Source organism: Exiguobacterium sp. s78 (assembly GCF_018618985.1).
Classification (GTDB): domain Bacteria; phylum Bacillota; class Bacilli; order Exiguobacteriales; family Exiguobacteriaceae; genus Exiguobacterium_A; species Exiguobacterium_A abrahamii.
In genome coordinates this window covers 848,095-864,275 of record NZ_JACSNB010000001.1, presented here as the reverse complement: position 1 = coordinate 864,275, position 16,181 = coordinate 848,095, and the positions used below count along the sequence as shown (strand labels likewise).

At 51.0% G+C, this 16,181-nt stretch carries 13 protein-coding genes and 1 other annotated feature (1 of these 14 running past the window's edge); all 13 genes read right to left on the bottom strand.

What is annotated here, in order from left to right:
• Positions 1-72: 72 nt before the first annotated feature.
• Entirely contained in the window at positions 73-714 is a 642-nt protein-coding gene (gene pyrE / locus KNQ18_RS04250) for an orotate phosphoribosyltransferase (protein WP_432277382.1), read from the bottom strand.
• Positions 702-1,403, bottom strand: a complete 702-nt coding sequence (gene pyrF, locus KNQ18_RS04245; RefSeq protein WP_215083933.1) for an orotidine-5'-phosphate decarboxylase — start codon at positions 1,401-1,403, stop codon at positions 702-704. Before pyrF ends, pyrE begins: the two co-directional genes overlap by 13 nt.
• On the bottom strand, positions 1,378-2,310 hold the full coding sequence (locus KNQ18_RS04240) for a dihydroorotate dehydrogenase (protein ID WP_215083931.1): 933 nt from the start codon (positions 2,308-2,310) through the stop codon (positions 1,378-1,380). The genes pyrF and KNQ18_RS04240 overlap by 26 nt, the downstream gene beginning before the upstream one ends.
• Positions 2,307-3,038, bottom strand: a complete 732-nt coding sequence (locus tag KNQ18_RS04235; protein WP_215083929.1) for a dihydroorotate dehydrogenase electron transfer subunit — start codon at positions 3,036-3,038, stop codon at positions 2,307-2,309. The genes KNQ18_RS04240 and KNQ18_RS04235 overlap by 4 nt, the downstream gene beginning before the upstream one ends.
• Positions 3,035-6,244 (bottom strand): carbamoyl-phosphate synthase large subunit, encoded by a 3,210-nt coding sequence (gene carB / locus KNQ18_RS04230; RefSeq protein ID WP_215083927.1) that lies wholly within the window; start codon positions 6,242-6,244, stop codon positions 3,035-3,037. Before carB ends, KNQ18_RS04235 begins: the two co-directional genes overlap by 4 nt.
• The gene (locus tag KNQ18_RS04225) at positions 6,237-7,325 is read right to left on the bottom strand and encodes a carbamoyl phosphate synthase small subunit (protein ID WP_023468786.1); all 1,089 of its coding nucleotides are present in this window, start codon (positions 7,323-7,325) and stop codon (positions 6,237-6,239) included. The genes carB and KNQ18_RS04225 overlap by 8 nt, the downstream gene beginning before the upstream one ends.
• Complete coding sequence (locus tag KNQ18_RS04220; RefSeq protein WP_214723649.1) at positions 7,318-8,589, bottom strand: dihydroorotase; 1,272 nt, start codon at positions 8,587-8,589, stop codon at positions 7,318-7,320. The genes KNQ18_RS04225 and KNQ18_RS04220 overlap by 8 nt, the downstream gene beginning before the upstream one ends.
• The gene (locus KNQ18_RS04215; RefSeq protein WP_215083925.1) at positions 8,573-9,508 is read right to left on the bottom strand and encodes an aspartate carbamoyltransferase catalytic subunit; all 936 of its coding nucleotides are present in this window, start codon (positions 9,506-9,508) and stop codon (positions 8,573-8,575) included. Before KNQ18_RS04215 ends, KNQ18_RS04220 begins: the two co-directional genes overlap by 17 nt.
• Before the next feature lie 123 nt (positions 9,509-9,631).
• Positions 9,632-10,945, bottom strand: coding sequence for a uracil-xanthine permease family protein (locus KNQ18_RS04210; RefSeq protein ID WP_050677526.1), 1,314 nt, complete (start codon positions 10,943-10,945; stop codon positions 9,632-9,634).
• 51 nt (positions 10,946-10,996) lie between these two features.
• Positions 10,997-11,527, bottom strand: a complete 531-nt coding sequence (gene pyrR, locus KNQ18_RS04205) for a bifunctional pyr operon transcriptional regulator/uracil phosphoribosyltransferase PyrR (RefSeq protein WP_035396895.1) — start codon at positions 11,525-11,527, stop codon at positions 10,997-10,999.
• A 248-nt stretch (positions 11,528-11,775) separates the two neighbouring features.
• Positions 11,776-12,699 (bottom strand): RluA family pseudouridine synthase, encoded by a 924-nt coding sequence (locus KNQ18_RS04200; RefSeq protein ID WP_035396726.1) that lies wholly within the window; start codon positions 12,697-12,699, stop codon positions 11,776-11,778.
• Entirely contained in the window at positions 12,696-13,172 is a 477-nt protein-coding gene (gene lspA / locus KNQ18_RS04195; RefSeq protein ID WP_023468792.1) for a signal peptidase II, read from the bottom strand. Before lspA ends, KNQ18_RS04200 begins: the two co-directional genes overlap by 4 nt.
• Before the next feature lie 72 nt (positions 13,173-13,244).
• Complete coding sequence (gene ileS, locus KNQ18_RS04190; protein WP_215083923.1) at positions 13,245-15,980, bottom strand: isoleucine--tRNA ligase; 2,736 nt, start codon at positions 15,978-15,980, stop codon at positions 13,245-13,247.
• A 57-nt stretch (positions 15,981-16,037) separates the two neighbouring features.
• Positions 16,038-16,181 (bottom strand) — a binding site (T-box leader); it runs 98 nt beyond the window's last position.

The window sequence follows — 16,181 nt, the reverse complement described above, 5'->3', positions numbered from 1 at the left end:
ACCTCCTTTATTTTTCTAGTGTACCAAAACATTCACTAGAAATCGTAGGTCGTCCGACGGAATCTATCGATTTTAGACGTTCGCTGTAAAACGTTCGCTCCAAGCGACTGGATCTTTCGACCAATCCGCTAACTGTTTTTGCTCTTCTATAGTAATATCGCCTTGTTGTTGTGCGGTTTCGAGTAACGCTTCGAACGTCAGTAATGCATCCGCTTCAATCTTTGCGTCGCGGAGATTATTTGACAAGCGCTCCATTCCGTACGAGAAGATCGCTTGAATGCGAATGACATCTGCTCCCTTCGCTTGCAGAGCTTCCGCCGCTTCGATCGCAGACATCCCTGTCGATAATAAGTCTTCGATGACGACGACACGTTGTCCAGGTTGAATGACACCTTCGATTTGATTCCCTTTACCGTGTTTCTTATTCCCACTACGTACGTAGACCATCGGTAATCCTAACCGTTCTGCGACGAATGCTGCATGCGGAATGCCTGCCGTCGCAGTTCCAGCAATCACATCGACTGCAAGTCCCTTCACTTTCTCAGCGAGTGCATCGGCAATCAAGGAACGAACTGACGGGTACGAGAGCGTCAAGCGATTATCACAATAGATCGGTGAACGAAGTCCACTCGCCCATGTGTATGGATCGTTTGGCGATAAGGTGACGGCTTCAATACGGAGTAACGCACTAGCGATTGGATTTACCATGAGAATTGCCCCTTCCATTGTTCAAGTAACATGTGATAGACCTGTTCTGGATGTTCAGCACGCGTAATCGGACGACCGATGACTAAATCCGACGCTCCATTTTGACGAGCATCAAGAGCGGTCGCGACCCGCTTTTGATCATCCGCTTGACTGTTCGTCGGACGAATGCCGGGTGTGACGAACCGAAAATCTGCTCGACAGGCTGGAACTAATTCTGGAAGATCGAGTGCTGAACAGACGATACCATCTAGTCCTGCTGCTTCTGCGAGTTGCGCATACGCACGAACGACAGTCGGCATCGCTCCTTCAATCTTTAAATTGCGTAACATCGCTTCATCCGTCGATGTCAACTGAGTCACGCCAATCAGTTGTGTCTCGGCGTTCGTCTCACGCAGTCCTTCTCGCGCCGCGATCATCATCTCTTTTCCACCAGCAACATGGACGTTCGTCAGTTCGACGCCTAGCTGTCCGATGACCCGCATCGTCCGGCGTGCCGTTTCTGGAATGTCGTGGACTTTGACATCGAGGAACACCGCGTGTCCACGCTCGACGAGTTTACGGACGAACGTTCCGCCTGCTGCATAAAATAATTCCATCCCGATTTTAACGGCAGGTCGTGTCGCTTCAAACCGTTCGAGAAACGAAAAGACTTCTGCTTCGGTCGGAAAATCAAGCGCGATGTAAAGTTGATTCATATGCTTTCCCCCTGATGTCTAAAATATGATCGATGCCAAGTTCGTTCATCCGTTCTGGTAACTGCTGAATCAATTCTTGACAGATGTATGGATTGACGAAGTTTGCGGTACCAACGGCAACAGCCGAAGCCCCGGCGTAAATCATTTCGAGGACATCATCGACCTCCATCACGCCACCCATGCCGATGATCGGGATCGAGACGACTTGCGCGACATCATGAATCATCCGAATCGCGACCGGTTTGATCGACGGACCTGATAATCCACCAATACGGTTCGCAAGGATCGGCTGTCCCGTCCGGATATCGATTCGCATCCCAACGAGTGTGTTGATCATCGTCAGACCATCTGCACCAGCGGCTTCGACGGCACGCGCCATCTCGACGATCGAAGTGACGTTTGGTGATAGTTTGACATAGACCGGTTTAGTCGAGACTCGTTTGACACGTCGGGTCAACTCAGCGGCAAGCAACGGATCCGTTCCGAATTGAATCCCTCCCGATTTGACGTTCGGACAGGAAATATTTAATTCCAGTGCATGAACGCCAGGATGCTGACTCATTTTCTCCGCGACGAGCTCATATTCTTCCGGTGTCGAACCCGCGACATTGGCAATGATCGCCGTATCGAACGTCTCGAGAAAAGGCAATTTATTCGCTAGGATGCCATCGACACCCGGGTTTTGGAGACCGATTGCATTCAACATCCCCATCCCACTCTCTGCGACTCGCGGCGTCGGGTTTCCGTAACGTTCTTCCCCCGTCGCTGCTTTAATCATGATCGCCCCAAGCTCTGATAAATCATACAACTTCGCATATTCCTCACCGAATCCAAAACATCCGGATGCTGGCATGATCGGATTTTTTAAAGAGAGTCCCGGCAACTCGACACGCAATCGTTCCGTCATAATACGACCTCCTCTGCCCGAAAGACTGGACCATCGGAACACGTCTTGACGTACCCGCCTGTCGGTGTTTGACAGACACAGGCAAAGCATGCTCCGATACCGCACCCCATTCGGTTTTCGATCGACAGATACTTATGTTCGATCGGTTGTTGCTGTAACGTTCGCAACATCGGTTCCGGTCCGCAGGCGAGTAGGACGTCGTAGCTTTCTGGACGTAAGGCTGCCGTGACGAATCCTGTCGTGCCATGCGTTCCATCGACGGTCGTGACCGTCGTCTTACCGAGTGCTTGGAATTCCGCTTCGTAAAAAACACTTGTTGCCGTATCAAATCCTAGAATCGCTTCACATGTCACGCCCCGGGCGACAAGTTGGCGCATCGTCTCATACAGCGGTGGGACACCGATCCCCCCACCAACGAGGACGACGCGTTGAGTTGGATGGATAGCAGCAATCGGAAACCCGTTTCCAAGCGGTCCGAGGGCATCGATCGTATCATCCGGACGCAAAGAGGCCAGTTCTGCTGTTCCTTGTCCGATTTCTTTAAAGAGAAACGTGATCAAGTCATGATCGACCCGTGCAATCGAGATCGGTCGGCGTAAGAGTGGCCCGACGCGAAGATGCATGAATCGCCCTGGCGCGATGATCTGAGGTTGCTCAAGGCGACAGACGAGTTCTGTCGCACCTTGAGCTACCGTTCGTCGAGAGACGACCGTCAAGAGTTGCTTCATTGGATCACCACTTTCTTTTCATGTGTGAAGGCTTGGATTGCACTGGCTTCAAACGAGCGACTTTCGATGACACGTAGAATTGCTTCCGCCGTATCGAGTGATGTCAGACAGACGACTTGATTCTCGGCTGCTGCCCGGCGAATGATGAAGCCATCTTTCGTGACTTGCGAGTCCCGACTCATCGTATTGATGACGTATTCGATCTCCCCTTTTTCAATCACGTCGAGCATCGATTCGGAAGACGAGTCGATTTTGCCGACCGTCTGGACCGGTAATCCTTGCTCCGTCAAGTACGCTGCCGTTCCTTCCGTTGCAAGTAACGTGAATCCAAGTGAGGCAAAGCGTCGTGCGAGATCCGTCATTTCTGCTTTATCTGGATCTGCGACTGTCAAGAGGACACGACCGTGCTCTGGAATCGCCATCCCTGATGCGAGCAACCCTTTATAGAGCGCTTTTTCGAGCGTCCGGTCCGTTCCGATGACTTCACCGGTTGATTTCATCTCCGGTCCGAGTGTCGGATCAACTTCTTTAAGCTTCGCAAATGAGAAGACCGGTACTTTGACCGAGACGAGTGGTTCTTCCGGTAGGACACCACTTGTTAATCCATAAGAAGCGAGTGTCTCACCGAGAATGATGTCCGTTGCGAGACGCGCGACCGGAAGTCCCGTCACTTTCGAGATGAATGGCACCGTCCGGCTGGCACGCGGATTAACTTCAAGGACATAGAGGGCGCCGTCCGCGTAGACGAACTGGATGTTGAGTAAGCCTTTGATGCCGAATGCTTTCGCAATCCGTGTCGTGTAGTCGACAATCCGGTCCTTGATGTCTTGGGAGACACGTTGTGGCGGATAGACACCAATCGAGTCACCCGAGTGAACACCGGCACGTTCGATGTGCTCCATGATGCCTGGAATGACGACATCCGTTCCGTCGCAGATCGCGTCGACCTCGAGTTCGATTCCTGTCAGGTAGCGGTCAACGAGAACCGGTCGTTCCGGTGAGGCGATGACGGCGTGTTTCATGTAATGTTCCAGTTCTTCTTGAGCATAAACGATTTCCATTGCCCGACCGCCGAGGACGTACGATGGACGAACGAGAACCGGGTAACCGAGTGACGCTGCTGCCGTGACCGCTTCTTCGACTGTGACGGCCGTTTTACCTGGTGGCTGTGGAATGTCGAGCGCCGTCAATGCTGCTTCGAACTGTTTCCGGTCCTCAGCCCGGTCGAGATCCTCAAGCGATGTCCCGAGGATTTTTACACCTTCTGCTGCTAATGACTCGGCTAAGTTGATCGCCGTCTGTCCACCGAACTGGACGATGACACCGAGCGGACGTTCATTTCGGATGACTTCCAGTACATCCTCCGTCGTCAGTGGTTCAAAGTAAAGCCGATCGGAGATCGAGAAGTCGGTCGACACCGTTTCTGGATTGTTGTTGACGATGATTGCTTCGTAGCCAGCTTGACGAATCGCCTGAATCGAATGGACTGTCGCATAATCGAACTCGACGCCTTGACCAATCCGGATCGGACCTGATCCTAGGACGAGAATCGAAGAACGGTTCGTCGCGATGGCTTCATTTTCACGTTCGTATGTTCCGTAGTAGTACGGTGTATCGGACGCGAACTCTGCCGCACACGTATCGACCATCTTATAGACCGGATGAATCGCTTGTGCTTCACGCATCCGGCGAATCTCCGTTTCCGTTTGTCCGGTGATTCGGGCGAGCATCGGGTCACTGAATCCATACCGCTTCACATGCAGGAGTAGTTCAGGTGTCAAACCAGCTGCGACCGATTGCTCGAGCTGCCAAATATGGTGCAACTTCTCTAGGAACAGGCGATCAATCGCCGTCCAGTCATGAATCTGTTCGACGCTGTAACCGCGGACGAAGCCCGCGTACAAGGCGAAGAGTCGATCGTCGGTCGCTTGGCGAATCGCTTGTTGTAAGGCATCGTCTGCCATTTCGATGAAGCGTGGCATATACAGATCCGCTGTACCGATCTCGAGTGAACGAACGGCTTTTAGTAAGGCCTCTTCCATCGTCCGTCCCATTGCCATGACCTCACCAGTTGCTTTCATTTGTGTGCCGAGTGTCCGGTCTGCCGTTTCGAATTTATCGAACGGCCAGCGCGGAATCTTGGCGACGACATAATCGAGTGCCGGTTCGAAGGAAGCAAAACTTGTCTCGGTGATCGGGTTCTTTAATTCGGATAAGGCATACCCGACGGCAATTTTCGCAGCCAGTTTTGCGATTGGATAACCCGTCGCTTTTGACGCGAGTGCGGACGAGCGTGAGACACGTGGATTGACTTCGATGACATAGTAGTCGAAGCTCGTCGGATCCAGTGCGAACTGGATGTTACATCCACCCTCAATCCCGAGTGCACGAATGATATCGAGCGAGACGTTTCGTAGCAATTGATAATCGCGATCCGATAGCGTTTGTGTCGGAGCGAAGACGATCGAGTCTCCAGTATGAACACCGACGGGATCGAAGTTTTCCATCGCACAGACGATGATCGCCTGATTCGTCGCATCGCGCATGACTTCGAACTCGACTTCCTTCATCCCGGCAATTGATTTTTCTAGAAGTACTTGTGTTGCCGGACTTGCCTTGAGTCCCCCTTCGACGATTCGCGTGAACTCTTCTGGTGTGTTGGAGATTCCACCGCCCGTTCCTCCAAGCGTATACGCTGGACGGATGATGATCGGTAAACCGATCTGTTGCCGGAATTGTTGTGCCTCTTCAAGCGTATGCACGATTTCACTGTCCGGCACACCATGCCCGCGTTTAAACATCAGTTGACGGAACAAATCACGATCTTCTGCCTCTTCGATTGCTGACAATTTCGTACCGAGTAACTCGACACCATACTCAGCAAGGACACCGAGACGATCCAGTTCGACAGCCAAGTTCAGACCCGTTTGACCTCCGAGTGTCGCAAGCAAGGCATCCGGACGTTCCTTGCGGATGATCCGTGAGACGAACTCTGCTTGGAGGGGCTCGATGTAGACACGATCAGCGACCGTTGGATCCGTCATGATCGTTGCTGGGTTGGAGTTGACGAGGATGACTTCATATCCTTCTTCCTTCAAGGCTTGACACGCTTGTGTTCCAGCGTAGTCGAATTCAGCTGCTTGTCCGATCACGATAGGACCGGACCCGATAACGAGAATTTTCTGGATATCTTGACGTTTAGGCATGAGAGACCTCCTGTTGTTTCGTGATTTCTTCTAAAAACTGTTGGAATAGACCGTTCGCATCCATCGGACCAGGTGATGCTTCCGGATGATACTGGACGGAGAAGACCGCTGCTGTCGTATGACGGATGCCTTCGACCGTTCCGTCGTTGATCGCAAGATGCGTCACTTCAAGCACGGTATCGCGTAATGACTGTTCGTCGACGGCATACCCGTGGTTTTGCGACGTGATATCGACGCGACCTGTCCGGATATCTTGGACTGGATGATTCGCCCCTCGGTGACCGAATGGGAGCTTGAACGTATCCGCTCCGTGCGCTAGTGCAATCAACTGATGACCGAGACAGATGCCGAAGATGACGACTTTTCCCGTCAATTCTTGAATCATCGGAATCGCCGTTGGGACGTCCTTTGGATTCCCTGGTCCGTTCGATAGCATTACACCGTCCGGACGATAGCGTAAGACTTCCGTTGCACTGACGTCGTAGGGCACGACGACGACTTCACAGCCGCGTTTGACGAGTTCGCGGACGATTCCGAGCTTCGCACCGAAATCGACGAGAACGATCCGCGGTCCAGCACCTGGAATGATGTACGCTCGTTCCGTTGAGGCCCGCTTGACTTGATCCGTCTCGATAGGTGCGTTTTGAAGATGAACCAGTTCTGCTGCTAAATCGAACTCACCGTCAACGAGTCGCCCACGCATGACGCCTTTCGAACGGATATGTCGTGTCAGTTGACGCGTATCGATTCCACTTAATCCTGGAATATCAAGATCTTGAAGTGCCGCATCGAGTGACATCTCACTCCGGAAATTCGACGGCGTCTGACAATGTTCACGGACAATCAATGCTTTAGCGAGCGGACGCGTCGTCTCATAATCTTCTCGGTTAATCCCGTAGTTTCCGATCAACGGGTTCGTCAACACGATCATCTGATCGCAGTAAGATGGATCCGATAACATTTCTTGATACCCTGTCATTCCGGTCTGGAAGACGACCTCTCCTGTTGTTGTCGTATCTGAGCCAAACGCCGTTCCTTCAAACGTCATCCCATCTTCTAGTATCAGTGTCCGTTTACGCATGTGCTGTGTCCTCCTTGAATACGATTTCTCCCTTGACGAGCGTCATGACCGGGAATCCTTTTAACCGTTCTCCTGCGAACGGTGTGTTCTTGCCTTTTGAGCGGAATCGTTCCGGTGATACAGTACGCTCCGTTTCTAGATCAAGCAAAACCAGATCTGCTTCCGCCCCCACTTCGAGTTTCCCGTAAGGAAGTTCAAAGATGGCTGCTGCCTTATCCGTCAAATTCCGGATCAGTGTCTCAAGTCGCATCTCTCCTTCAGAGACGAGTTTCGTATAGAGCAATGGGAAGGCCGTCTCGAACCCTGTGATGCCAAACGGGGCGCGTTCGATACCGAGTGCCTTCTCTTCTGCCGCATGAGGAGCGTGATCGGTCGCGATGCAATCAATCGTTCCGTCCGCTAGCCCCTCGAGCAGTGCTTGGCGATCTGCTTCACTTCGCAGGGGGGGATTCATCTTAAAGTTCGGATCCTGATTCGGTATGTCTTCATCGATCAATACAAGATGGTGCGGTGTGACTTCTGCCGTCACCCGGATCCCTGCTCGTTTCGCGTCACGGATGACACGGACCGATTCCTTCGTCGAGACATGACAGACGTGATAATGACAGCCGGTCTCTTCTGCAATCAGGACATCACGTGCGATGTGGATGCTCTCAGCAAGCGACGGAATACCTTGTAGTCCTTCTCGTCGACTGTAGTTCCCCTCGTGCACACATCCTGCTTTTAGCGAATCATCTTCACAGTGGGCAACGATCGTTTTCCCGAGGCGTGCCGCTTGTTGCATCGCTGTCCGCATGACTGCTGCCGTCTGGACTCCGACACCGTCATCCGTGAACGCGACGGCATCTGTTAATTGGTCGAACGCGACGAGTTCTTGTCCGAGTTGATTTTTTGAAATCGCCGCGTAAGGCAAAACCCGGACGGACGCCGTCTCTTCAATCTTCTGGAACAAGGCATCGAGTGTTTGGCGATCGTCTGGTACGGGACGCGTGTTCGGCATCGGACAAATCGTCGTGAATCCACCCGCTGCTGCTGCTGCCGTGCCGGTCGCAATCGTCTCCTTATGTTCGCCGCCCGGTTCACGGAGGTGGACATGGATATCGACGAATCCTGGTGCGACGAATAATCCAGACGCATCAATGACCGTTTCGTTCGCTTGTGGTGTTGCTGCTAAATCCGTGATTTTCCCGGCATCGATTCGAATATCCCCCGTCCGGACTTGTCCCGCCTCGTACCATCTCGCATTCTCAATTCGTGTTGTCATCTGCATCGTCTCCTTTGATTGATTTCGTTGAAAAGCACCATTCCAGAATCGCCATGCGTGCAAAGACACCGTTTTTCATCTGTTCAAAGATCCGCGATCGCGGATGTTCGACCAGTTCGTCGGCAATCTCGACTCCCCGATTGACCGGTGCCGGATGAAGCACGATCGCGGAATTCTTCAGACGGTTCATCCGCTCATGCGTCAATCCATACGTGGCGTGGTACACTGTTGGATCAAATCGCGTCGACCCGTCATGCCGTTCGTGCTGGACACGCAGTAACATCAAGATGTCGCACTGCTCGACTGCTTCATCCATCGGAAGATACGGTATGCCCATCGCAGGGTCGTACCACTCAACAGGTCCTGATCCATAGACGATGGCACCGAGTCGTTTTAAAATATCAGCGTTCGATCGGGCGACGCGACTATGTTGTAAGTCCCCACAGATGACGACGACTTTTTCTTCGACCGTTCCGTACGTCTCGACCATCGTCATCAAATCGAGTAAGGACTGGGACGGATGTTGACCGCTTCCATCTCCCGCATTGATGATCGGAATATCGAGTGTCTGCATCAATTCTTCGTAATATCCGGTCGCTCCGTGGCGAATGACTAGACCGTCGGCGCCGATTGCTTCGAGTGTCTTACATGTATCGCGTAACGTTTCTCCTTTTTGCACGGAGGAAGTCGCCGTTTCGAACGGCAGTAAATGCATGTTCAGACGATGTTCTGCCATCTCAAAGGAAGAACGTGTCCGGGTCGAGTTTTCAAAGAACAGATTGACGAGTGTCTTATCGGAAAAATCTGGTGCTGGCTCGCCTCGTTTAAAAGCGAGACTGCGTTCAATCAAAGAATTGATTTCTGTCATGGATAAGCTTTCTAAATTGACGAAATGCCGGTTTTTTAGGATCGTCTTCATGTCATTCACTCCTCTTCAGGTCATGAAAAAGGCGCACCTTCTAAGTGAAGGTGCGCCGAAAGAAGGCAGAGTGATTCCCTGCTTCTTTTCATGGCCCTCACTTTATCGTTCTCTCGGAACGTCTTAAAAGTTGTTAGCTACCGATTGAGTTGTAGAGGTTTCCGTTGTTTCTTCGACCTGCTCTGTCGTTTTTGGAAGAACTAGATTCAGGATGATCCCAAGAATCGTCGCTAGTGCCATTCCTTCGAGAGAGAAGTTGCCGATTTTAAGCGCCGCGCCTCCGATGCCTGTGACGAGAATGACAGCTGTGATCGTCAAGTTCCGTTTATCGGCAAGGTCGATCTTACTTTCCGTCAGCGTCCGAAGACCATTCGACGCGATGACTCCGAATAAGAGAATACTGATTCCACCCATGACCGGTGTCGGAATCGTCTTGATGAATCCTTCGACATATCCGAGGAATCCGAAGCTGATCGCAAGAACCGCCGCACCACCGAGGACGTAGACACTGTAGACACGAGTGATCGACATGACACCGTTGTTCTCACCATACGTCGTAACCGGTGGTCCGCCAAGCATCGAAGCGACTGTCTTCGCGATCCCGTCACCCAGTACGGTCCGGTGCATCCCTGGATCGAGGAGCGTCTCGCGCCCGATGATCCGTGATGTCACTTTTTGTTCGCCAATGTGCTCCGTCAGTGTGACGAGCGTCACGGGAACAATCAGAAGCAACGCGGCTGTATTCCACGATGGTGTGTAATTCAAGAACGGAATCGTGAAGTCCGGCACGTGGAAGAACGTTGCTTGTTGGAGTGGTGTGAAATCAATGATTCCGACCGATGCCGCAACGAGATAACCAACCGTGATCCCGAACAGGATCGGAATCGTGCTCCACATTCCTTTTAAGTACGTCATCGCAAGGAGTGTGACGCCAAGCGTGACCATCGCAACGAGGAAGTACAGTCCGTTGTACTTGCCGTCCGCTCCGTTCATCGCCATGTTGACAGCGGTAGGGGCGAGCGATAAACCGATGACCATGATGACCGGTCCGATGACGACCGGTGGGAGTAAGCGAAGCAACCAAGCAGCTCCCGTGTAGCGGATGAGGAGTGAGACAAGTCCATAGACGAGTCCAGCGACCATTCCGCCGATTAACGCATCCTCGACACCCCACCGTTCACTGACGGCAATGATCGGGGCAATGTAGGCAAAACTCGAACCAAGATATGTGGGTACTTTGAAGCGGGTAACGGCGAGGAAAATCAGTGTGCCGACTCCGCTTGCGACGAGCGCGACCGATGTGTTGAGTCCCGTTAAGAGCGGGACGAGCACGGTCGCACCAAACATCGCGAAGACGTGTTGTAGGCTGAGCATCAGCCAGTTTAGAGGGTGAGTAGGTACTTCTTGTACATCAAGTACTGCGGCATGTTTTGCCATATGGATGACTCCCTTTCTGGTCTCTCTGGACCACCTTAAAGGTTTTGAATTTTAGCGTTTAATGAATACTTGATCGGCTTCATCGACTTCGGCGAGCGCAACGACGACTTGTTCCTCACGGGATGTCGGGACGTTCTTACCGATGAAATCTGGTCGAATCGGTAACTCCCGATGTCCGCGGTCGACGAGTACAGCGAGTTGAATCATACTCGGTCTTCCATGGTCGACGAGCGCGTCCATCGCGGCGCGAACGGTGCGACCTGTGTAGAGCACGTCGTCAACGAGGACGACGATTTTCCCGGTGATATCTTCCGGTAAATCAGAACCTTTGATTTCTGGTTCTAAACTTCGTTTCGACAAGTCATCCCGGTACATTGAGATGTCGACGACACCGAGTAAGACCGGTTTTCCTTCGATTTGTTCGATGCGCTTCGCAAGTCGACGAGCGAGTGTCTCGCCTCGCGTCTTGATTCCGACAATCATCAAATCATGAATTCCTTTGTTACGTTCGATGATTTCATGGGCGATCCGTGTCAGTGCACGTCCGATCGCGGCTTCATCTAAGATGACGGCTGGTTTCATGTTTTCTCCTTTCATACAAAAGACCTTCTGCGGAAATCCGCAGAAGGTCATCGAAGACAGAATCATGGCATACGTCATGTATGCATGCCTACACACAATCGTGGTAGGTTCTCCCTTTCGCAGCCTCTCCGGACTCGATTAAAGGTGATACTAGTTAGGTAGGATCGTCACTCGGACGACCGAAGTGTCAGTAGAGGATGTCTCGCATCGCTCTCTAGGTGATACTCTACCGTTTTATTAGAAAAACGTCAAGACTCTAATTCAAGTTTTTTCAATTGACCGATTTCAAATGTCATCTCTTCTGGGAGCGGTGCTTCAAACCGCATCCACTCACCTGTGCGTGGGTGTTCGAAACCGAGAACTGCAGCATGCAAGGCTTGACCGTTCATTTTCATCGTCTTGCGTGGACCATATTTCGGGTCACCAGCAAGAGGGAAACCGATATAACGCATGTGGACACGGATTTGGTGCGTCCGTCCTGTTTCAAGTTTACATTCAACGACCGTAAAGCCCTCGTACCGATCAAGAACACGGAAATGGGTCACGGCAGACTTTGAATTCTTATCCGTTACCGTCATCCGTTGACGGTCGTTCTTATCGCGTCCGATTGGCGCTTCAATCGTTCCGAGTTCGTGCGGGATTTCACCGTGTACGAGCGCGATATAAAGACGCTCCGTCGTCTTCTCTTTCAATTGATGTGCAAGTGATTCATGCGCTAAGTCGTTCTTAGCGACCATCAACAGACCTGACGTATCCTTATCGATTCGGTGAACGATTCCTGGACGTTTGACGCCATTGATGCCTGAGAGATCTTGACAGTGGTGTAATAAGGCGTTGACGAGCGTTCCTGAGACATGCCCTGCCGCCGGGTGGACGACCATCCCTTTTGGTTTGTTGACGACGATGACGTCCGAATCTTCATAGACGACATCAAGTGGGATGTCTTCCGGCAAGATTTCGAGTTCCACTGCTTCCGGGATATGGACCTCAATCGATTCCGTTCCCGATAATTTATAGTTCGGTTTGACGACACGACCGTCGACTTCGACGCGCCCCGCTTTCAACCATTCCTGTACTTGCGAACGCGACCAATCGTTTTGTTCTGCGAGCCATTTATCAATGCGCCCTGTCGCTCCATCCGCTTGCACGGACCATGTTTCTACTTCATTCATTTATCCATCGTTCCTTTCTTAGTCAACCGTTCTTCGAACATGACGCTAATTAGCATCGTGATGACACCAAACGTCAAACAGACGTCTGCGACATTAAAGATCGGAAAATTATAGCCGAACGGGAAGAAGTGGAAGAAATCAACGACTTCTCCTCGTGCCATTCGATCAATGAAATTTCCGATCGCACCACTGAGTAATAACGCGATGCTCCAAGCAAATACCTTATTTTTCGTGCCTTCCTTGTAGAGGAAGTAAATCAATCCAATGACGACGACGACCGTAACGATGAAGAAAAAGCCGAATTTACCTTCGAGCATTCCCCACGCAGCGCCTCGATTCCGATACGAGTTGAGATAAAAGAAATCCGGAATGACCGTGATGGCTTGACCGATCGTCATATTTTGAACGACAATCCATTTCGTCAACTGGTCGATTCCAACGAGTAAAGCAGCAATCCCTAAGTAAAGCCACATCCTATTGTCCTCCGCATCCAAAAATAATGAGGGGCGTCCTGCGAAGTCGCAGTCGCCCCTCCCTTTGTATCATTATAAAGAATTGACGACTTCAGTACAACGTGGGCAAAGCGTCGGATGAGCCGGATCTTGTCCGAGTTCCGTCGAATATGTCCAACAACGTTCACATTTTTCACCGTCAGCTTTTTGAACCGTGATGCCGGTCGTCTCATACATCTTATCCGCCGTTTCAACGAATTCGAGTTGTGAGACTTGGAGTAACTGCTCAAGATGATCGATTGTTCCGAGCAAGGCTTTCGTCTCTTCCTTCGGTGCAAGCAAGAGTTTCGCTTCGAGTGTCTTACCGACGAGTTTCTCAACGCGCGCTTCCTCGAGTGCTTTTAAGACATCATCGCGGAATGTCAGGAACGCGTTCCATTTCTCGATGAGGGCAAGTCCTTCTTCTGAGACTTCGACCGTTTTCGGAAGGTCTGTCAGGAAGATACTCTTCGTTTCAACAGCTGGTACGAATTCCCATGCTTCGTCTGCTGTGTGTGGCAAGACAGGTGCCATCAATTGCAACAAGGCAACGACTGTATCATACATGACCGTCTGAACCGCACGACGCGATGTCGCGTCTGCTTTTTCGATATACAGGATATCTTTCGTGTAATCGAGGTAGAACGACGACAAATCAAGGACACAGAAGTTATGGAGCAATTGATAGACCGACATGAAGTCGTACGCATCATAAGCCGCTTTTACTTTTCCAACAAGTTGGTCCAGTTTCGTACGCATGAAACGATCTGACTCTGGTAAGTCTTCAAATGCGACGCGGTGCGTCGCAGGATCGAATTGATCCAAGTTTCCGAGGAGGAAACGAACCGTGTTCCGGATTTTACGATATGATTCTGAGACTTGTTTGAAGTTATCCATCGATGCCCGGACATCAGCTTGATAATCGACTGATGCCACCCACAAGCGAAGGATCTCTGCTCCAAATTGTTGCATGACTTGAATCGGTGCAATCGTGTTACCGATCGATTTCGACATCTTGCGACCTTGACCATCCAGAACGAATCCGTGACTGACGACCGCTTTGTATGGTGCTTTTCCTGTCGTTGCGACGGCTGTCGATAGCGACGAGTTGAACCAACCACGATATTGGTCAGATCCTTCAAGATAGAGATCCGCTGGACGTGTCAATTCAGGACGTGTCGCAAGGACACCTGCATGTGATGAACCAGAATCGAACCAGACATCCATGATGTCCGTTTCTTTTTTGAAGATACCGTTCGGGCTTGCTGGATGTGTGAATCCTTCAGGAAGCAAGTCGACTGCTTCGCGCTCATACCAGACATTTGATCCGTGAGCTGCAAATAGATTCGCGATATGATCAATCGTTTCTGGTGTGACGATTTCCGTTCCATCTTCAGCGTAGAAGATTGGAAGTGGAACGCCCCAAGCACGTTGACGTGAGATGACCCAGTCGCCGCGGTCTTTGAACATGTTGTGGAGACGTGTTTCCCCCCACTCTGGTACCCACTGGACGCCTTTGATCTCATCAAGGATTTCCGCACGGAAGTCTTTGATTGAAGCGAACCACTGTGGTGTTGCCCGGAAAATGACCGGTTTTTTCGTCCGCCAGTCATGTGGATACGAGTGTTTGATGAACGATAGTTTCAAGAGTGCACCGGCTTCTTCGAGGGCAAGACCGATTTCTTTATTCGCATCTTCATAGAACATGCCTTCGAATCCAGGTGCTTCTGCTGTCATGATCCCTTTATCGTCGACTGGGCAAAGGACGTCAAGACCGTAAGCTTGACCGATGCGGAAGTCATCTTCCCCGTGACCTGGAGCCGTATGAACGACACCTGTCGCTTCCGCTGTAACGTGATCGCCAAGCATGACGAGTGATTCACGGTCGTACAGTGGATGTTTTGCTTTCATGTATTCGAAGTCCGCACCATTAAAGACACGTCCGACTGTTGCATCTTCCCATCCGAGTGCTTCGATGACTTCAGGAACAAGTGTTTCCGCTACGATATAGCCTTTTCCTTGATACTCGATCCGCGCATACGTCAATTCCGCACTGACGGAGATTCCGAGGTTCGCTGGAATCGTCCATGGTGTCGTCGTCCAGATGACGAAATGATCCGTCGGCTCTAAGATGTTTTTTCCGTCCATGACTTGGAACGCGACATAGATGGCAGCTGACCGTTTATCTTGATATTCGATTTCTGCTTCAGCTAATGCCGATTCAGAAGACGGTGACCAATAGACCGGTTTCTTCCCTTTGTAGATATAGCCTTTGTTCGCCATATCGCCGAATAAACGAATTTGAGCTGCTTCAAATTCTGGTTGAAGAGTGATGTATGGGTTGTCATAGTCACCGAGAACGCCGAGACGTTTGAATTGTTCGCGTTGGTGATCGACTTGTTCCAGCGCATATTTCGCACATAATTCACGGAATTCTGCGACCGTCATCGATTTACGATCAACACCGGCTTTTTGAAGTGCTGTTTCAATCGGTAATCCGTGTGTGTCCCAACCAGGCACGTATGGAGACTGGAAGCCATTCATCGATTTGTAGCGGACGATGATGTCTTTTAAGACTTTGTTTAATCCGTGACCCATGTGGATGTCACCATTCGCATACGGAGGACCATCGTGGAGGATGAACGTTGGCTTTCCAGCATTCTTTTCCTGGACCGCAGCGTAGAGATTCATCTCTTCCCATCGTGCTTGCATATCTGGTTCACGTTTTGGCAAGTTGCCTCGCATTAAAAACTCCGTTTTCATCATCAATAAGGTTTCTTTGTAATCCATCTGACCATCTCTCACCTTTCGCTTTAAAAGTACAAAAAAAGCCAAGCTCATCCCTGAGATAGGGACGAGCTTGGCTGAACTCGCGGTACCACCCTACTAATCCTGCTCGCCATTTTGACGACGCAGGACCGCTTAAGAACTCGATAACGGGAGTGAGCCGGCATGACTTACTATTCAGCGAACGTTCAGTCATGCACTCCA